This is a genomic window from Agrobacterium sp. LEGMi-208b, assembly GCF_059511785.1.
Genome location: NZ_CM183445.1, coordinates 1275324 through 1293888 on the forward strand (window position 1 = coordinate 1275324; position 18565 = coordinate 1293888).

At 59.5% G+C, this 18565-nt stretch carries 18 protein-coding genes; 9 read left to right on the forward strand and 9 right to left on the reverse strand.

Annotation, left to right across the window (positions count from 1 at the left end):
* Window positions 1-73 precede the first annotated feature (73 nt).
* Window positions 74-709, reverse strand: a complete 636-nt coding sequence (gene grpE, locus AC5YUO_RS06325; protein ID WP_496154635.1) for a nucleotide exchange factor GrpE — start codon at window positions 707-709, stop codon at window positions 74-76.
* Window positions 710-822: 113 nt separating this feature from the next.
* Window positions 823-1914 (reverse strand): heat-inducible transcriptional repressor HrcA, encoded by a 1092-nt coding sequence (hrcA, locus tag AC5YUO_RS06330; protein ID WP_400818800.1) that lies wholly within the window; start codon window positions 1912-1914, stop codon window positions 823-825.
* A gap of 135 nt (window positions 1915-2049) precedes the next feature.
* Here hrcA and rph point away from each other — a divergent pair, with 135 nt between their 5' ends.
* Genes rph through hemW form a run of 3 tightly spaced genes read left to right on the forward strand, consistent with a single transcriptional unit; the run spans window position 2050 to window position 4633 of the window.
* The gene (gene rph / locus AC5YUO_RS06335) at window positions 2050-2766 is read left to right on the forward strand and encodes a ribonuclease PH (protein ID WP_046799315.1); all 717 of its coding nucleotides are present in this window, start codon (window positions 2050-2052) and stop codon (window positions 2764-2766) included.
* A gap of 17 nt (window positions 2767-2783) precedes the next feature.
* Window positions 2784-3428, forward strand: coding sequence for an RdgB/HAM1 family non-canonical purine NTP pyrophosphatase (gene rdgB, locus AC5YUO_RS06340; RefSeq protein WP_400818802.1), 645 nt, complete (start codon window positions 2784-2786; stop codon window positions 3426-3428).
* Window positions 3429-3433: 5 nt separating this feature from the next.
* Window positions 3434-4633 carry a radical SAM family heme chaperone HemW gene (gene hemW, locus AC5YUO_RS06345; RefSeq protein ID WP_496154636.1) on the forward strand — a complete coding sequence of 400 codons (1200 nt, stop codon included), beginning with the start codon at window positions 3434-3436 and terminating at the stop codon, window positions 4631-4633.
* Between the two features lie 72 nt (window positions 4634-4705).
* Here hemW and dnaA read toward each other — a convergent pair whose 3' ends face one another.
* From dnaA to mutM, 4 genes are all read right to left on the reverse strand, one after another.
* On the reverse strand, window positions 4706-6166 hold the full coding sequence (gene dnaA, locus AC5YUO_RS06350) for a chromosomal replication initiator protein DnaA (RefSeq protein ID WP_496154637.1): 1461 nt from the start codon (window positions 6164-6166) through the stop codon (window positions 4706-4708).
* 870 nt (window positions 6167-7036) lie between these two features.
* Window positions 7037-7303, reverse strand: a complete 267-nt coding sequence (gene rpsT / locus AC5YUO_RS06355; RefSeq protein WP_269341670.1) for a 30S ribosomal protein S20 — start codon at window positions 7301-7303, stop codon at window positions 7037-7039.
* A 195-nt stretch (window positions 7304-7498) separates the two neighbouring features.
* Window positions 7499-8272, reverse strand: coding sequence for an enoyl-CoA hydratase (locus AC5YUO_RS06360; protein ID WP_496154638.1), 774 nt, complete (start codon window positions 8270-8272; stop codon window positions 7499-7501).
* Between the two features lie 34 nt (window positions 8273-8306).
* On the reverse strand, window positions 8307-9203 hold the full coding sequence (mutM, locus tag AC5YUO_RS06365; RefSeq protein WP_496154639.1) for a bifunctional DNA-formamidopyrimidine glycosylase/DNA-(apurinic or apyrimidinic site) lyase: 897 nt from the start codon (window positions 9201-9203) through the stop codon (window positions 8307-8309).
* Between the two features lie 143 nt (window positions 9204-9346).
* Between mutM and ubiE the strand changes: the two genes are divergently transcribed.
* The 3 genes from ubiE to olsE all read left to right on the forward strand — a co-directional run bounded on the left by ubiE (window position 9347) and on the right by olsE (window position 12813).
* The gene (gene ubiE / locus AC5YUO_RS06370) at window positions 9347-10123 is read left to right on the forward strand and encodes a bifunctional demethylmenaquinone methyltransferase/2-methoxy-6-polyprenyl-1,4-benzoquinol methylase UbiE (protein ID WP_496154640.1); all 777 of its coding nucleotides are present in this window, start codon (window positions 9347-9349) and stop codon (window positions 10121-10123) included.
* A gap of 36 nt (window positions 10124-10159) precedes the next feature.
* Window positions 10160-11734 (forward strand): 2-polyprenylphenol 6-hydroxylase, encoded by a 1575-nt coding sequence (ubiB, locus tag AC5YUO_RS06375; protein ID WP_496154641.1) that lies wholly within the window; start codon window positions 10160-10162, stop codon window positions 11732-11734.
* A 164-nt stretch (window positions 11735-11898) separates the two neighbouring features.
* Window positions 11899-12813 carry an ornithine lipid hydroxylase OlsE gene (gene olsE / locus AC5YUO_RS06380; RefSeq protein WP_496154642.1) on the forward strand — a complete coding sequence of 305 codons (915 nt, stop codon included), beginning with the start codon at window positions 11899-11901 and terminating at the stop codon, window positions 12811-12813.
* A 7-nt stretch (window positions 12814-12820) separates the two neighbouring features.
* Here the strand turns inward: olsE and AC5YUO_RS06385 are convergent, their stop codons facing one another.
* The 3 genes from AC5YUO_RS06385 to AC5YUO_RS06395 are packed head-to-tail and all read right to left on the reverse strand — an operon-like array spanning window position 12821 to window position 16040.
* Window positions 12821-13195 carry an MmcQ/YjbR family DNA-binding protein gene (locus AC5YUO_RS06385; RefSeq protein ID WP_400818817.1) on the reverse strand — a complete coding sequence of 125 codons (375 nt, stop codon included), beginning with the start codon at window positions 13193-13195 and terminating at the stop codon, window positions 12821-12823.
* A complete protein-coding gene (gene coaBC, locus AC5YUO_RS06390; RefSeq protein ID WP_496154643.1) occupies window positions 13192-14397 on the reverse strand; it encodes a bifunctional phosphopantothenoylcysteine decarboxylase/phosphopantothenate--cysteine ligase CoaBC in 1206 nt (401 codons plus the stop codon). The genes AC5YUO_RS06385 and coaBC overlap by 4 nt, the downstream gene beginning before the upstream one ends.
* A gap of 59 nt (window positions 14398-14456) precedes the next feature.
* On the reverse strand, window positions 14457-16040 hold the full coding sequence (locus AC5YUO_RS06395; RefSeq protein ID WP_496154644.1) for a peptide chain release factor 3: 1584 nt from the start codon (window positions 16038-16040) through the stop codon (window positions 14457-14459).
* 90 nt (window positions 16041-16130) lie between these two features.
* Here AC5YUO_RS06395 and dut point away from each other — a divergent pair, with 90 nt between their 5' ends.
* The 3 genes from dut to cysK all read left to right on the forward strand — a co-directional run bounded on the left by dut (window position 16131) and on the right by cysK (window position 18481).
* Window positions 16131-16601: a dUTP diphosphatase gene (dut, locus tag AC5YUO_RS06400; protein WP_496154645.1), complete on the forward strand. Its 471-nt coding sequence runs from the start codon at window positions 16131-16133 to the stop codon at window positions 16599-16601.
* A gap of 152 nt (window positions 16602-16753) precedes the next feature.
* Window positions 16754-17371, forward strand: coding sequence for a LysE family translocator (locus AC5YUO_RS06405; protein ID WP_496154646.1), 618 nt, complete (start codon window positions 16754-16756; stop codon window positions 17369-17371).
* A 141-nt stretch (window positions 17372-17512) separates the two neighbouring features.
* On the forward strand, window positions 17513-18481 hold the full coding sequence (gene cysK, locus AC5YUO_RS06410) for a cysteine synthase A (protein ID WP_496154647.1): 969 nt from the start codon (window positions 17513-17515) through the stop codon (window positions 18479-18481).
* Window positions 18482-18565: the final 84 nt, after the last annotated feature.

Below are 18565 nucleotides of genomic sequence, written 5' to 3' on the forward strand. Positions count from 1 at the left end.
TCCTCTCAGTTTAACGGCAATAAAAAACGCGCCCGGAAGGCGCGTTTTTTATGTCGTAGGGATAGATGATGCGTCACGCATCCTTTTCATTGAGAGACGATGTGCCGGGCTCGGCCGATGCCGCGGTCTCCGCCTTCGGGCCGCCCTTGGCGACACCGACCATGGCGGGACGCAGAACACGGTCACCAATGGTGAAGCCGGCCTGAACCACCTGCAGTACGGTATTGTTGGGAACCGCCGTGTTCGGAATTTCGAACATGGCCTGATGGAAATTCGGGTCGAATTTCTGGCCCTCGGCGTCGATCTTCCTCACGCCATGGCGTTCCAGCGTCGACAGCATCGAGCGCTCGGTCATCTCGACACCCTCGATCAGGCCGTTGAGACCGGCTTCGCCATTGGTCTTGAGTTCGTCCGGAATGGCTTCCAGCGCGCGGCGAAGATTATCGGAAACGGCGAGCATGTCGCGCGCGAAACCGGCCAACGAATAGGCCTTGGCGTCCTTGACATCACGTTCCGTGCGACGGCGAAGATTGTCCATCTCGGCCGCAAGGCGCAGGAATTTGTCGCGCAGATCGGCATTTTCGGCTTTCAGCAGTTCGACCGGATCGGGTTCGGCAGCATCGGTCGGCTCTTCCCCGGCAAGCGCGGGTTCGACAAACTCTTCGGCGACGTCCGCGTCAGGTCCGGGCTTTTTTGTATCGTCGGTCATGACGTTCTCCAGATTTGAATGTTGTTGGTTGCGCCCGATATCGAGCTTTGACGGGCAAAAATCAAGGCTTGCGGCGAAAAGCTTGCCGCATTCTCTGACCTTGCTGATGTGTCCTATCTCTGTTTGCGGGAAAGGCGCGCCATGATCTGCGCGGTGTAATCCACCATCGGCACGATACGGGCATAGTTCAGCCTGGTCGGCCCGATGACACCGACGGCACCCACGACACGATTATCCTCATCGCGATAGGGCGCGACGATGAGAGAGGAACCGGAGAGCGAAAACAGCTTGTTTTCAGAGCCGATGAAAATCCTGACCCCCGATCCGGTTTCGGCGAGATTGAGGATCTCGATCAGATTTTCCTTGCGCTCGAGATCGTCGAACAGCATGCGTACCCGATCGATATCTTCCTCACCGGCCAGGCCCTCGAGCAGGTTGGAGCGGCCGCGCACGATAAGCCGGCCGAGCTTGCCTTCCTCATTGTCGCCGGCCCATACCGCGAGACCACGTTCCACGAGATCCTGCGCCAGCATGCCGAGTTCCGATTGCAGCTCCGCACGTTGCGTCTGAAACTGACCGCGCAGCTCCTGCAGCGTTTGGCCGGAGAGATGGGCGTTGATGAAATTCGCAGCCTCGGTCAATTGCGAGGAGGAAATGCCTGAAGGCAATTCGATGATGCGGTTTTCGACCTGATTGTGGTCGCCAACCAGAACCGCAAGCGCCTTGGTAGGCTCCAGCCTGATGAATTCGACATGTTTGAGGATGACATCATTCTTGGCCGTCAGCACGAGGCCAGCGCCACGCGACATGCCTGACAGCATGCGGCTCGCTTCCGTCAACAAGCCTTCCAGCGATTGTTCGTGGCCGGCGACCGGTCCGATCTGACGGTCGATAGTCGCTCTTTCCTCCGCCGGCAGATCGCCCACCTGCATGAAGGCATCAACGAAGAAGCGCAGCCCCGTCTGCGTGGGCAGGCGTCCGGCGCTGATATGCGGCGAATAGATGAGACCGAGCTCCTCAAGGTCGCTCATGACATTGCGGACGGAGGCCGGGGAAAGCGACATTGGTAAAAGCCGCGACAGGCTGCGCGATCCGAGCGGCTCGCCCGTATCGAGATAACCCTCAACGATGCGCCGGAAAATTTCCCGAGACCGTTCATCCAGCAATGATGCCTGATCTTTTGATAGCGGTGCGGAAAAACCCATTTCGTCCGTTCTTTGTCGTTCAAACCAGCTCGCATCAATATAATGCGTTGCAACGCCGCGGCAAAATGGAAATTGGCTTTGCAAAAGCCCGGAGCGCACCTTAGAAGGCAGGAACCAACATGGAGAGTGGATCATATGCGGCCTTCAGGCAGAAAAACCGACCAGATGCGCAAGGTTTCCTTCGAGCGCAATTTCTCGAAACATGCCGAAGGCTCCTGTCTCGTGAAATTCGGCGACACGCATGTGCTCGTCACCGCCAGCCTTGAGGAAAAGACGCCGCCATGGCTGCGCAACAGCGGCAAGGGCTGGGTCACCGCCGAATACGGCATGCTGCCGCGCTCCACCCATGAGCGCATGAAGCGCGAGGCCGCCGCCGGCAAGCAGGGTGGCCGCACCCAGGAAATCCAGCGCCTCATCGGCCGCTCGCTGCGCGCCGTTGTTGATCTGCAGGCTCTCGGCGAACGCCAGATCAGCATCGACTGCGATGTCATCCAGGCCGATGGCGGCACCCGCACCGCCTCCATCACCGGCGCATGGATTGCGCTCCACGATTGCCTGAAATGGATGGAAACCCGCAACATGATCAAGGTCGAGAAGGTTCTGAAGGACCATATCGCCGCGATCTCCTGCGGCATCTTCGCCAAGCAGCCGGTGATCGATCTCGATTATCTGGAAGACTCTTCCGCCGAAACCGACGCGAATTTCGTCATCACCGGCTCCGGCGGCATCGTCGAAGTTCAGGGAACGGCGGAAGGCGCGCCCTTCTCCGAGGAAGAATTCCTGACGCTGCTCGGTCTTGCCAAGGCCGGATGCAGCGAACTGGTTGCCCTTCAGAAACAGGCGATTGCCTGAGCCGACAGGAAAGTACCATGCGCAAGCTCGATACCAGAACGATCGTCGTCGCCAGCCATAACAAGGGCAAGATCGCCGAAATCGCCGATCTGATCGGGCCTTTCGGTTTCTCCGCCAAATCGGCGGCGGAGCTGAACTTCTCGGAGCCGGATGAGACGGGCACCACCTTCGAGGAAAATGCCGCCATCAAGGCGCTCGCCTCCGCGAAGGCATCGGGTCTTCCGGCTTTGTCCGACGATTCCGGTCTGGTCATCGATGCGCTTGACGGTGCGCCTGGCGTCTATACCGCCAATTGGGCGGAGACGGCCGACGGTACGCGCGATTTCGCCATGGCGATGCAGAAGGTCGAGGATGCGCTGGCCGAGCGTGGCGCATCGAAGCCGGAAGATCGTACCGGTCGCTTCGTCAGCGTGCTGTGCCTGGCCTGGCCGGATGGGCATGTCGAATATTTCCGTGGCGAGGTGGAAGGCACGGTGGTATGGCCGCCGCGCGGAACGAGCGGTTTCGGTTATGATCCCGTCTTTAAACCCGAGGGATACGACACCACATTCGGCGAAATGAGCGCGGATGAAAAACACGGCTGGAAACATGGCGACGCCTTCGCACTGTCGCACCGCGCCCGGGCGTTCAAAAAATTCGTAGAAACCTGCCTGGAGGCATGAACCCGATGGTCGGGGAGCACCAACTTTCTGCCCCCGGCGCATCGCTTCTGCCGGATACGGGCGATCCCGGTTTCGGGATCTATCTGCACTGGCCCTTTTGCGCGGCCAAATGCCCCTATTGCGATTTCAACAGCCATGTCCGCCACCGGCCGGTGGATCAGGAACGGTTTACCACGGCCTTTCTGCGGGAAATGGAACATATGCGGGCGCTGAGCGGCCCGCGCGTGGTCACCAGCATCTTCATGGGTGGTGGTACGCCATCGCTGATGGACCCGCAGACGGTTGGCGCGCTTCTTGATGGCATCTCGCGCTTCTGGCATGTGCCTGATGGTATCGAGATCACCATGGAAGCCAATCCTTCCAGCGTCGAGGCCGAACGGTTTCGCGGTTACCGGGCAGCAGGCGTCAATCGTGTCTCGCTTGGCGTGCAGGCTCTGAACGACCGGGACCTGAAATTCCTCGGCCGCCTGCATGATGTTGCCGATGCCCTGAAAGCCATCCGGCTGGCGCGGGAGATTTTTCCGCGCATGTCCTTCGATCTCATCTATGCCCGCCCGAACCAGACGGTGGCCGAATGGGACGCCGAACTGAAGGAGGCTGTCTCCTATGCTGTCGACCATCTGTCGCTCTATCAGCTGACCATCGAAGAGGGTACGCCCTTTTATGGGCTGCACAAGGCCGGCAAGCTCATCGTGCCGGATGGCGAACACTCGGCCGTGCTCTATGAAGCGACGCAGGAAATCACCGAGCGTTACGGCATGCCGGCTTATGAGGTTTCCAATCATGCCCGGCCGGGCGCCGAAAGCCGCCATAACCTCACCTACTGGCGGTATGGCGATTACGCCGGCATCGGCCCCGGTGCGCATGGACGCCTGACACGTGGCGCTTCCAAGCTCGCCACCGCCACCGAGCGGCACCCCGAGACCTGGCTCGAAACCGTTGAGCGGGAAGGCCATGGCATGGTCGATCAGGAGTTGCTCGGTGTCGATGAACAGGCCGATGAATTGCTGCTGATGGGCCTTCGCCTGCGCGAGGGCATCGATCTCGCCCGCTGGAGCGACCTTTCCGGCCGCGACCTCGACCCGGAAAAGGAGGAGTTTCTCCTCCAGCACGGTTTCGTGGAAAGGCTCGGCAATTCCCGCCTGCGCTGCACCCCTTCCGGCATGCTTATTCTGGATGCCGTGGTGGCCGATCTCGCCTGCTGAGGCCAGCGCCACCCGGCTTGAACCCGATAAACGAGAATCCAATAAAAAAGCGGCCCGAAGGCCGCTTCTTTTTTATGCGTTGTTTTCGTTGATCAGGCGTTTCAGCAGCTCAACCTCGTGGCCGAGCTTGGTATCGCCCGAAATCAGTTCCTCGATCTTGCGCACCGCATGCAGAACAGTGGTGTGATCGCGACCACCGAAACGGCGACCGATCTCCGGGAAAGAACGCGGCGTCAGCATCTTGGCCAGATACATGGCGATCTGGCGCGGCTTGACGATGACGCGGGTGCGGCGGTTGGACACCAGTTCCTGCCGCGACACATTATAGTGCTTGGCAACGATGCGCTGAATATCCTCGATGCGCACACGCTTTGCCTCACCCGTCCCAACAAGATGCGACAGCAGCTCATCGACGCGGTCCACCGAGAGGTTCGGCTCGAAAGAGCGACGGAACATCAACTGGTTGAAGGCGCCCTCGAGTTCGCGACCGCTTGCCGTCACGCTTTTCGCCACATGGGTCAGGATTTCGTCGGAAATCTCGAAGGACGGATCGTCCTGGCGTGCAGAGCCAAGGCGGCGGTTGAGCATTTCATAACGCATGTCGTAATCGGGACCTTCGATCTCGATCGCCATGCCGCCCTGAAGACGGGAACGAACACGCGGATCGAGGGATTCCAGCTCCCAAGGCGCACGGTCAGCCGCAACCACGACCTGCTTGGCGCTGTCGAGCAGCATGTTCAGCAGGTGGCAGAATTCGTGCTGGATCATCTTGCCCTGCAGGAACTGCATGTCGTCGATGACGAGCAGGTCGATATTGCGCAGCGTATCCTTCAGCGTCAGCGCGTCATTGTCGCGGATCGCAGTCGCAAAACGCCACATGAAATATTCAGCCGTCAGATAGACCACGCGCGGATTGCGCGGGCTGTCGATGGCGGCATTGGCGATTGCCTGCAGAAGATGCGTCTTGCCGAGACCGACACCCGCATGGATGAACAGCGGGTTGAAGCGCACGGCACCGGCACCGGCTTCGGCAATAGTTTTTGCGGCCGCAAGCGCGACGCGGTTGGACGAGCCTTCGACAAAGGTATCGAAGGTGAAACGTGTGTCGAGCGGCGAACCGAAGAGTGGCCCGGAACCGCCCTGACGCAGGGTCGCCTGCGAAGCCGCAGGCTGCGCGGCAGGTGTCGCGGGCTGCGACGGAATGAAGGACTTGTTACGCGGAGCCGCACCGATCTCCTGAACGGGCTGCGCCCGTTCTTCAGCCTGCGCCGGACGAACCGGGCGGCTCGCCGAGCGGACAAGAATCTCCACCTTCAACACATCCGGATCCTCGCTCTGGACGAGGTTGGTGATCAGGTCCATGTAACGGTTGTTGATCCAGGACTTCAGAAAGGTCGTCGGAACGGTAAAACGGACGACGCTTTTCGAAACGGAATGGAGTTTGAGCCGTGCGAACCAGCTTGCATAGACCTCCGGACCAACCTGTGCCTTGAGCCGCGCGCTAAAACGTTCAAACAGCGCATCGTGCGTCATTGCCGATTTGTCCCCTGCCGCATCTGAGCAAGCTGCATCACATGCCTTTGGTGCGCGGTCCCCATCAGCCACCGCACCCATCGCCAAATTCAATTGCATATTGCCGCCTTTCAAATTGCCAATCATAGCCTGACGATCAAAGATCGACCGCCAGGGATCCCCCTCGTTTATTTCTGCCCCCAGCGTTCCCCTCGAAAGAACGTCAAAGGCGACTACTCGTTTGCGAGTCGGTTATCCCATTTCCCTCCCCCTCATGGAGAGGCCTGCGACACGCTAAAAACGCTCCTTTCGTTACAACCTTAAGGCGCATTCTTGAGGACAAAAAACTCCAGCCCGTTCCGGAGACCGAAACGGCACAAAAAGCTCCATGACCTGAAAAAACGGACCTCGAAAGACCCGCCAGCAAGAAGGTGAATATCGTCGATACGATCATCGAGATAATCTGTGGACTGAGATCCGCACCCCTTGTTGAAATGCATTTAGGCAGGATCGTGGGGAGAGATCAATGGCGTTTTTTCTGCAAAAACTCAGATCGGCCATTGACTCGCAAAGGCCGTTTTGCATCACCGATGAGGTGCGAAGCAGAATCGCTTATGAATCAATGAGATTCAATTTTGGCAATTTTTGAGAGCTGATTTTGGCAAAAAAATAAAAATCTTCTTGACTCAAAACTAGCCGCGACTTCCGTAGAGAAAGCCCCCGAGTTTTCCAGAGACCTCCAGCAAGTCATTGTTTTTACTTAAATTTTCCTGTCGTCCATCTGACACGCGTTTGTCACGTTACGGCAGCAATGGTTAACGGGCAGTTAGAATCACAAAAAGCCCGGTCAAAAGACCAGGCTTTTTGAATAATTATTTGTGATTAGCCGGATTAGGCGGAAAGAGCCTTAACGCGCTGCGCGAGACGCGACACCTTGCGGGATGCGGTGTTGCCATGCAGAACGCCGCGGGTAGCTGCGCGCTGGATCTCGGGCTGAGCTGCCTTCAGAGCTTCGGTGGCGATTGCGAGATCGCCGGTAGCGATTGCTTCCTCGACCTTGCGGATGAAGCCGCGAACGCGCGAACGGCGAGCCTTGTTGACTGCGGTACGGCGAGCGATCTTGCGGGTCGCCTTTTTCGCCGAAGTTGTATTGGCCATGTATGCCTCTCTTCGAATTCAAACCAAATTCCGCAACCATAGGATCGGGTCGTTCGAAGACCTCACGTAACCCAAGAATGCGGGAGTAATTTCGGACAAGCCGGATGGCTTTCCTTAACCGTGGGCGGGCATATACCGCTAAAGCGCACCCCCGTCAACGCGCAAAACGCTTAAAAGCGCCGATATTCCGAATCCTTAGCGATTCCGGAAAGCGGGTTTGCGCTTTTCCACGAAGGCGGCCATGCCCTCCTTCTGATCCGCCGTTGCAAAGAGCGACTGGAAGGCACGTCTTTCATATCTCAGTCCTTCCGCAAGCGGCACCTCAAAGGAGCGATTGACGCTTTCCTTAGCCATCAGAACGGAAGCACGCGACAACGAGGCAATGCGGGTTGCGGCCTCCACCGCCACCTCCATGAGATCTGCAGCCGGCACGATCCGCGACACGAGGCCGGCGCGCTCGGCTTCCGCCGCATCCATCATACGGCCGGTCAGAACCAGGTCCATGGCCTTCGCCTTGCCCACCGCCCGGGTCAGCCGTTGTGAACCGCCCATTCCGGGAATGACACCGAGGGTGATTTCCGGCTGGCCGAACTTCGCCGTGTCCGAGGCGATGATGAAGTCACACATCATCGCCAGTTCACAGCCGCCGCCGAGCGCAAAACCGGAAACGGCAGCGATGACCGGCTTGCGGGTGGCCGCAACCTCGTCCCAGCCGCCGAGAAAGTCGCCGACATAGGCATCGACAAAATCCAGCCCCTGCATTTCCTTGATGTCAGCGCCTGCGGCAAATGCCTTTTCCGAACCGGTGATAATGATCGCACCGATGGAATCATCGGCGGAAAACGAAGACAGAATGTGCCGCAGCTCTTTCAGAAGCACCGAATTGAGGGCGTTGAGCGCCTTGGGGCGGTTGAGCGTGATGACGCCCACCTCATCGCGTTTCTCGACCAGTATCGTTTCATAGTCCACGGCAATCTCCCCTTCTCCGTCACTTGCGGCACCGCTACTTCTGGCAGGCGGCGCAATAAAATGTCGAACGACCGGCCTGTACCACCCTTTCAACCGTACCCCCGCAGCCGGGTGTCCGGCAAGGCTGGCCTTCCTGATCGTAGACCGAAAAGGAATGCTGGAAATAACCGAGCGTTCCATCCGTCTGTATATGGTCGCGCAGGGAGGAGCCGCCGGCGGCGATGGCATCGGCGATCACGTCGCGGATTTTCTCCGTCAGATCGGTGAGCTGCGCTTTGGGCTTGCCGCCTTTCGTCACCAGCGTCCCCGCCGCCCGCAAGGGCGAAAGATGGGCGCGCCACAGCGCCTCGCAGACATAGATATTGCCGAGACCCGCAATGACCTTCTGATCCAGAAGCGTGGATTTCAGGGGCTGGCTTTTGCCCTCAAACCGGCTTGCCAGATAATCCGCGCTCAGCGCATTACCCGTCGGCTCCGGTCCAAGCTCCGCGAAAGCGGGGTAAAGATCGAGCTTGTTGCGTTCCACCAGATGCATGAAACCGAAGCGGCGCGGATCGTTATAGATGACGCAGACGCGTTCCTCTCCCTTATCCAGATGAAAGACGACATGGTCATGTTTGCCGTCTTTCGAGCGGGCATAATGAAACGCGCCGGGCGCTTCGCCGCCCTCGCCCTTTTCCGCCTCGATGCGGAACGAGCCGGACATGCCGAGATGGGACACGATCGTCAGCCCATCCTCCAGCTCGATGAGAAGATATTTCGCCCTGCGTCCAAGCGAGATGATCGTTTTGCCTTCGATCAGCCCCGCGAAATCCTCTGGAAACGGAAAACGCAGATCGGGGCGGCCGAGATGGAGCTTGCGGACCCTTGCGCCTTCCATGGCGGGTGCGAGGCCGCGTCTGACGGTTTCGACTTCTGGCAATTCTGGCATCTGGCTTATCCGGCAGTTTATCGTTAGGACCATGTGGTCTATACAGTGCACGCGAAATGTCGCGCCCAGGCGATGCGGCAACAGATAGCGTTGCCATGGCGTTTCCGCTATGGTCCGCCACGCAATAAATATGGAGACAGACGATGACCGACGCCCGTACCACCGCCCAAGGCGGCATGGAAACGTCCTATGGCTTCCACAAGGTGGACGAAGGCAAGAAGCAGGGGCTGGTCAACGAAGTCTTCCACAAAGTGGCCAAACGCTACGACATCATGAATGACGTGATGTCGGCCGGCCTGCACCGGCTGTGGAAAGACGCCATGGTGTCTTCGCTTTCGCCACGCAAGGACGCGTCCTACAAGATTCTGGACGTTGCGGGCGGCACCGGCGATATCGCCTTCCGCATCATCGAAGCGTCCAACCGTCTGGCGCATGCCACCGTTCTCGACATTAACGGCTCGATGCTGGCCGTCGGCGAAGAACGCGCGGCAAAAAAGAAGCTCTCCGACAATCTGACCTTCGTGGAGGCCAATGCCGAAGAACTGCCTTTCGAGGCAAACAGTTTCGATGCCTATACGATCGCGTTCGGCATTCGCAACGTGCCGCGCATCGATGTTGCGCTGAAGGAGGCGCACCGTGTGTTGAAGCGTGGCGGACGGCTGCTGGTGCTGGAATTTTCCGAGGTCGAAATGCCGCTGCTTGACCGCGTTTATGACGCCTGGTCGTTCAATGCCATTCCGCAATTCGGCAAGATGATCACGGGTGACGCCGAGCCCTATCAATATCTGGTCGAATCGATCCGCAAATTCCCCAATCAGGAAGACTTCGCGACGATGATCCGCTCGGCCGGCTTTTCCCGCGTGACCTATACCAATTACACCGGCGGCATCGCCGCCCTGCATTCCGGCTGGAAGCTTTAAGACCATGGCCGGCAGACGCAGGAGACAAGCATAAGCATGAGTACTTTGGGCGCATATTTCCGCCTCGCAAGGGTTGGCTGGGTTCTCGTGCGCGAAGGCGTCGTGCTGGCCCTGCCGTCCGATGACCTGCCTGCTCCCGCCCAATTATTGAAAGCGGCGCTGAAGCCCTTCGCCCGCAGCAAGGCGAAACGGGCGCAGCGCAGCGACCGGCTGGCCGTGGCTGTCGAACGGCTTGGGCCTTCTTATGTGAAAATGGGCCAGTTTCTCGCCACCCGGCCGGATGTGGTGGGTGCCGACTTCGCCGACGATCTCGCAAGCCTTCAGGACCGCATGGCCTTCTTCCCGGCGGCCGCGGCGAAGGCCAATATCGAGGGCTCGCTCGGACGGTCGGTGTCCGATCTCTACAGGGAATTCGGCGATCCGATCGCCGCCGCCTCCATCGCCCAGGTGCATCCGGCCATGGTGGATACGCCGAAGGGGCCGCGCAAGGTGGCCGTCAAGGTCATCCGCCCCGGCGTGCGCCAGCGTTTCCAGAACGATCTCGAGGCGATGTATCTGATCGCCGATCTGCAGCAGCGTTTCGTCCGCTCCGCCCGCCGCCTGCGCCCGGTCGAGGTGACGCGCACGCTGGAGCAGACGACCAAGATCGAGATGGATCTGCGGCTCGAGGCCGCCGCGCTTTCCGAACTTGCGGAGAACACCAAGGACGATCCCGGATTCCGAGTTCCGGAAGTGGATTGGGAACGCACCGGCCGCGATGTCGTCACCATGGAGTGGATCGACGGCGTCAAGATGTCGGATATCGAGGGGTTGAAGGCGGCGGGCCACGACCTGAACAAGCTGGCCGACACGCTGATCCAGTCCTTCCTGCGGCACACGCTGCGCGATGGCTTTTTCCACGCCGACATGCATCCCGGCAATCTCTTCGTTGACGCTCAGGGCGAGATCGTCGCCGTGGATATGGGCATTGCCGGACGCCTCGGCAAAAAGGAGCGCCGCTTCCTTGCCGAAATTCTCTACGGCTTCATTACCCGCGATTACATGCGCGTGGCGGAAGTGCATTTCGAGGCCGGTTACGTGCCGGGCCACCACGACAAAGCCAGCTTCGCCCAGGCGATCCGCGCCATTGGCGAACCGATCCACGGCCAGCCGGCCGAGACGATCTCCATGGGCAAGCTTCTGACCCTGCTGTTTGAAGTGACCGAGCTTTTCGACATGGAAACGCGCCCGGAACTCGTCATGCTGCAAAAGACGATGGTGGTGGTGGAAGGCGTGTCGCGCATGCTCAACCCGCGCTTCAACATGTGGAAGGCGGCCGACCCGGTTGTCGGCGGCTGGATCCGTGACAATCTCGGTCCCAAACGCATCGCCACGGATCTGAAGGACGGGTTGAAGGCGGCCCTCAAGCTTGCCGAGGCCGCGCCGGAGATTGCCGCCAAGACGGAGAAGCTGCATTCCGAGTTGATGTATATGAGCGAAAACGGCCTGCGTTTCGACGCGCAGACGGCGGAAGCCATCGGCAAGGCAGAAGCGCGCCATACCAAATGGGGACGGATCGCTCTCTGGGTTATTGCGCTGACGCTTCTCTATATCGCAATCAGGGTCAGCTGAGCATCTCGGCGCCGCCCTGTGCCATGTTGGTGTAACGTATTGAAGCGATAAGGGCCTGATCTTTAATCAAGACAGGTGATCGATGCGGGTAAGGGCTGCTTTGATGCCTGCGCGGAAATGCGCCGGCGGTAGAGACGAATGATGCCGGACGGGATTTGATTTTGATGGCAAAAGCGCAAGTACTGAAGGAAGTCCTTTCCTATTCTTCCTGGCCACTGGTGTTCGTCGGCGGCCTCGTGGGGTCCTATTTCGCGTTCAGCAGCAGCCATCCGATTGCGGCCTTTCTGGCCGTTTATGCGGGTGCGGTTCTGAGCCTGTTTCTTCTTGAGCGCTATATTCCCTATGAAGTCGAATGGCTTGAGGGTGACGGCGAGACTATCAACAGCATCGGCCACACGCTTTTGACGAAGGGGCTCGTGCAACTCGCTGCCGCTGCGGCGGCAATCTTCCCGATGGTGGCCGCCAATGTTCTGCAGCCGCTGGCGGCGATGCGCTTCGATCTGTGGCCGTCTCATCTGCCTGTCATCGTCCAGGTCGCGCTTGCGGTGACGATTGCCGAATTCGGTCTCTACTGGGCCCACCGCATCGCGCATGAGACCGTATTCTTCTGGCGCTTCCACGCCCTGCATCACAGCGTCGTGCGGCTTTGGGTCGTCAATACGGGTCGGTTCCATGTGGCCGACTCGCTGTTCAAGATCGCACTCAGCCAGATTCCGCTCTATTTCATGGGTGCGCCGCTACAGGTTTTCTGGTGGCTGGGCGCCGTGACCGCCTTCATCGGCATCTTGACCCATTGCAATGTCGATATGAAAACGGGGCCGCTCGATTACGTGTTCAGCACCCCACGCCTGCACCGCTGGCACCATTCGAAGCAGCTTCCGGAAGGCAACACCAATTACGGCGAAAATCTCGTCATCTTCGATCTGATCTTCGGCTCCTATCATAACCCCGATCGGCCTTCTTCCACCGATATCGGCATCAAGGGTGAGATCGCGAAAGGATTTCTGCCGCAACTCCTGCAGCCCTTCACCAAGGAAGGCGTGCGCCAGATCATCGGCAAGGACAAAAAGATCAACTGACGGAGAATTACAGGCGAGGTCCGGTATCGATCACGATGCCCAGCTCGCCCCGCAGTTTTTTGGTCAGACCGGCGGCGACGAGTTCGTAGGAACGGCGCACATAATGCTCCAGCTCTTCCTGTTCGAGCGGGGAATGATCGGCAATCGACACCCATTTGCGTTTGGCGAAATAGGGCGCCTGCCCTATGCCTTCCAGCGAGGTGAGGATTTCGAAGCTCTCTTCCGAGCATTTCACCACCAGCCGCCAGTCTTCCCGCTCACCTAGCACGGCAAAGACCTTGTCGCCCACCTTGGCGACATGGGAATCCCATTGATCGACGAAACGCACGCCCGGCCATTGACCGAGCACCCTGTCGAAAGTCTTGCGATCGAACAGCGTCATGCGAGTTTCTCCGCGATCAGGGCCGCCAGACGTTTTGCAACCTCGGCCTTGTCGAGATCCGGCCAGACGTCGATGCCATCTGCGGAAATGATCTTCACGCTGTTACGGTCCCCGCCCATGATGCCGGTTTCCGCCGATACGTCATTGGCGACGATGTAGTCCGCCCCCTTGCGCTCCAGCTTCGCCCGGCCGTTCTTCTCGACATCCTGCGTTTCGGCGGCGAAACCCACCACCAGCATAGGGCGCTTTTCATGGTGACCGATGGTTTTGAGAATATCGGGATTTTCCGTGAGCTGCAGCGCCGGCGGCGCATCCCCCGGCTGCTTCTTGATCTTCTGTTCCGATGAGCCCATCACCCGCCAGTCCGCCACCGCAGCGACCATGACGGCGATATCCGCCGGCAGTCTCGAGATCACCGCATCGCGCATCTCCTCGGCGCGCTCGACATGAACCGTTTCAACGCCCGTCGGATCGGCAATGGTGACAGGCCCCGAGACCAGCGTAACCTTTGCGCCCAGCGCTGCGAGAGCCGCCGCAATGGCATGGCCCTGCTTGCCGGAAGAGCGGTTGGCGATATAGCGCACGGGATCGATCGGCTCATGCGTGGGACCGGAGGTAACGATTGCCGTTCTGCCCCGCAACGGCTTCGGGCCGCTTTCCAGCAGCGCCTCGACGGCTTCAACGATCTGCAAAGGCTCCGCCATGCGACCGAGACCGGTCTCGCCTTTTTCCGCCATCTCACCCGCCATCGGGCCGACAAAAACCACACCGTCTTCTTTCAGCCTGTCGACATTGCGCAGCGTCGGTTTTGCCGACCACATCTTGGGGTTCATCGCCGGTGCGACGAGTACCTTGCGGTCGGTCGCAAGAAGGACCGTTGAGGCGAGATCATCGGCGAGGCCATGCGCCATCTTCGCCATCAGATCGGCGGTGGCGGGTGCCACCAGAACGAGATCACAGTCGCGCGCCAGCCTGATATGGCCAACATCCTGCTCATCCTGGCGGGAAAAGAGCTCGGTGAAAACATGGGTCGCGGACAGAGCCCCGACAGCAAGCGGAGTGACGAATTCCTGCGCGCCCTTGGTCATCACAGGCGTCACCTTCGCGCCGCGCTCTTTCAGCCTGCGGATGAGGTCGAGGCTCTTATAGGCCGCGATACCGCCGGAGATGATGAGGAGAATATGTTTGCCTGAAAGCGTCATGATGCCGGACCAGTTTCCCGTTTCACCGGGAAACTAAGCCCTTGGCATTCAAAGTGCAATCACGCCGCCTTGGCGACGTGATATTCCTTGATCGCGACCATCTTGATGGCCGGGAAACGCTCGGATTCATAACGCAGCGAAAACGCATCCTGCGCCAGAAACACCGGATCGCCATCCAGATCGCGGGCGATATCGCCACGCTTGACGTTGAGGAACTTTTCCATTTCCGCCGGCTGATCGGAGGAAATCCAGCGGCAGACGGAAAAGCGTGACATTTCAAAGGAGACCGGCAGGCCATATTCGCCCATCAGACGCTCCTTCAACACATCGAGCTGCAGCGCGCCGACAACGCCGACAATGGCCGGCGAGCCGTCTTCCGGCGAAAAGAGCTGCACGACGCCCTCTTCCGCCATCTGTTGCAGGGCTTCCTTCAGCTTTTTCGCCTTCATGGCGTCTTCCAGCCGCACGCGGCGCAGGATTTCCGGCGAGAAGTTCGGTACACCCTGGAAGACGAGGTTTTCACCCTCGGTCAGCGTATCGCCGATGCGCAGCGTGCCATGGTTCGGGATGCCCACCACGTCGCCCGCAAAGGCGGTGTCAGCCAGCTGGCGCTGCGAGGCGAAGAAGAACTGCGGCGCGGTAAGCCCCATCTGTTTGCCGGTGCGGGCAAGCCGCGCCTTCATGCCACGCTCCAGCTTGCCGGAGCAGATGCGGGCGAAAGCGATGCGGTCACGATGGTTCGGGTCCATATTGGCCTGAATCTTGAAGACGAAGGCCGTCATTTTTTCTTCGGCCGCATGGACGGTGCGGGTATCGGCCACCTGATCGCGCGGCGGCGGGGCGAAATCGCCAAGCGCATTGATGAGGTCACGCACGCCGAAATTGCGCAGCGCCGAACCGAAGAACACCGGTGTCATATGACCTTCGAGAAAGGCCTGGCGGTCAAAGGGGCGGCAGGCTTCCAGCGCAAGCTCCGTTTCCTCGACAAAAAGCTGGCGCTCATTTTCCGGCAAACGATCTGCAACCGCCTGCGGACCGTTGACCGGCATGGCTTCCACCTGCGTATCGACGCCACGGAAGGTGCTGTCGGCAAGATTATAGGCGCCGCAGAACGTCTTTGCCCGGCCGACCGGCCAGGTGATCGGCGCGGTATCGAGCGCCAGCTTCTCTTCCACCTCATCCAGAATCTCGAAGGGATCGCGGCTTTCGCGGTCCATCTTGTTGATGAAGGTGATGATCGGAATATCGCGCATGCGGCAAACTTCGAAGAGCTTCAGCGTACGCGGCTCGATACCCTTGGCGGCATCGATGACCATGATCGCCGCATCCACCGCCGTCAGGGTGCGGTAGGTATCGTCGGCGAAATCTTCGTGGCCGGGCGTATCGAGAATGTTGAAGACACGGTCGTTATATTCGAAGGTCATGACCGAGGTGACGACCGAAATGCCGCGCTCGCGCTCGATCTTCATCCAGTCCGAGCGGGTCTGGATACGATCCTTCTTCGCCTTCACCTCACCGGCAAGCTGGATCGCTCCGCCGAACAGCAGCAGTTTTTCGGTAAGCGTGGTCTTACCCGCGTCCGGGTGCGCGATAATAGCAAAGGTGCGGCGGCGGGAGACCGCCTCGGCAAGTGTTTCGGCCATCTGACAAATCCTGTGGAATTGCGGGCTATCTAGCGTTTCAGGCCCGCATTTGCAATTGACCTTGCCGCGATCTCGGCAAACTAATGCCGTATGACCCTTCAAAACGACAATCGTCCCCCTCTCCGGCTCGTCCGCCTCGCCAATGGCGCAGACCTCGAATTGCCGTCCTACGAAACCCGTGGCGCCGCCGGCATGGACCTGCGTGCGGCCGTGCCTGCCGGTGAACCCTTGACCCTGCAACCGGGCGAACGCGCGCTGGTTCCGACCGGGTTCATCTTCGAGGTTCCGCAGGGGTACGAAGCACAAATCCGCCCTCGCTCCGGCCTCGCCATCAAGAACGGCATCACCTGCCTCAATTCCCCCGGTACGGTAGACAGCGATTATCGCGGCGAAGTGAAAGTTATCCTCGCCAATCTGGGTCAGGAGGTTTTTGTCATCGAACGCGGCATGCGCATTGCGCAGATGGTGATTGCGCCGGTAACCCAGGTTATTGTGAGCGAGGTGACGGAGACCTCCGAAACGGCACGGGGTGCCGGCGGCTTCGGCTCGACAGGCGTTTAGCGACGCCGCTTGCCCGCCACGCTGCGCGACCCTCGTTCCGCTTTTTCAGGGCGTTCCATGTCTTGCCGTTCCGGCAGGACGGGCGAGTGGACTGATTGTCTTTGCCGGGCAATTTCGCTATGGATTGAGCGGATTTTCCGGGAAACACCATCATGACGCTGACGACCCTTTTCGCCTATGCCACAGCCCTCTTCATCGCCGCCGCCATTCCCGGTCCCGGCATGACGGCGATCGTGGCGCGGGCGCTGGGTTCGGGCTTCCGGGAAACCTTCTTCATGGGTCTCGGGCTGGTGCTGGGCGACATGATCTACCTGACCGCAGTGATATTGGGGTTGGCCTTCGTCGCGCAGACCTTTCAGGAAGCCTTCATGGTCCTGAAATTCGCGGGCGCGGCCTATCTCCTTTATATTGCCTGGAAGCTTTGGACCGCCGGCCTGCTGCCACAGGAGCTGAAGGCCAAGAAAAGCACCAGCATGCCCATGTCCTTTCTGTCCGGCTTGCTGATCACACTCGGCAATCCGAAAACCATGCTGTTTTATGTGGCGCTGGTGCCGACGCTGATCGATATCCGCATGATCGGTCCTTCGGAATATGCGACACTTCTCGCCCTCACCTTCGTCGTGCTGATGGCGGTTCTCCTGCCTTACATCCTGCTTGCGGCCAAGGCGCGTAACCTTCTGAAAAGGCCAAGCGCCTTGACGATCCTCAACCGCACCGCGGCGGGTATTCTGGCTGGAACGGCGACCATGATCGCCATCCGCAGCACGTAAAACAAATTCGTGCATTTGCGCGATTTATCGTGAAATTATTCCTGCAATTCAGAGATATTAGGACGAACGTTCGCTAGCTTGCGAAAGCTATTGCTCCTATTCTGCCGCTCAAATCTTGCGGTCTTTACACAGGAGAACATCATGCCCGAAGCCAGAAAGCCCGGACGCGGACGCGTCTATTCCTCGATTACGGAAACAATCGGCGACACGCCGATCGTGCGGCTCGACAAGCTGGCGAAGGAGAAGGGCGTGAAGGCCAACCTTCTCGCCAAGCTCGAATTTTTCAATCCCATCGCTTCCGTGAAGGACCGCATCGGCGTCGCCATGATCGAAGCGCTGGAAACACAGGGCAAGATCACCCCCGGCAAGACCACGCTGGTGGAGCCGACCTCCGGCAACACGGGCATTGCGCTTGCCTTCGCCGCCGCTGCGAAGGGTTACAAGCTGATCCTGACCATGCCTGAAACCATGTCGGTTGAACGCCGGAAAATGCTGGCCCTCCTGGGCGCCGAACTGGTGTTGACCGAAGGCCCGAAGGGCATGAAGGGTGCGATCGCCAAGGCGCAGGAACTGGCCGAGACCCTGCCTGACGCCATCATCCCGCAGCAGTTCGAAAACCCCGCCAATCCCGATATCCACCGCAAGACGACGGCGGAAGAAATCTGGAACGACACTGAAGGCACGGTCGATATTCTCGTCTCCGGTATCGGCACCGGCGGCACGATTACCGGCACGGGTCAGGTGCTGAAATCCCGCAAACCCGAGGTGAAGGTCATTGCGGTCGAGCCCGCCGACAGCCCGGTGCTTTCCGGCGGCAACCCCGGCCCGCACAAGATTCAGGGCATCGGCGCCGGTTTTGCGCCCGCCATCCTCGATACCGGTATCTATGACGAGATCGTCACCGTGACCAATGACGAGGCTTTCGAAACCGCGCGTCTGGCAGCACGGCTGGAAGGCGTGCCGGTCGGCATCTCCTCAGGCGCGGCGCTGGCGGCCGCGATCAAGGTCGGTGCGCGTGAGGAAAATGCCGGCAAGAACATCGTCGTCATCATTCCTTCCTTTGCGGAACGCTACCTTTCGACGGCGCTTTTCGAAGGTCTTGGGCTTTAACGACGCCCTCTGCTCTACGCAGTTGTAAAGCAATAAACGACTATTTGATACGCCGCCGGCCTAGCCGGCGGCATGTCGGTTTTA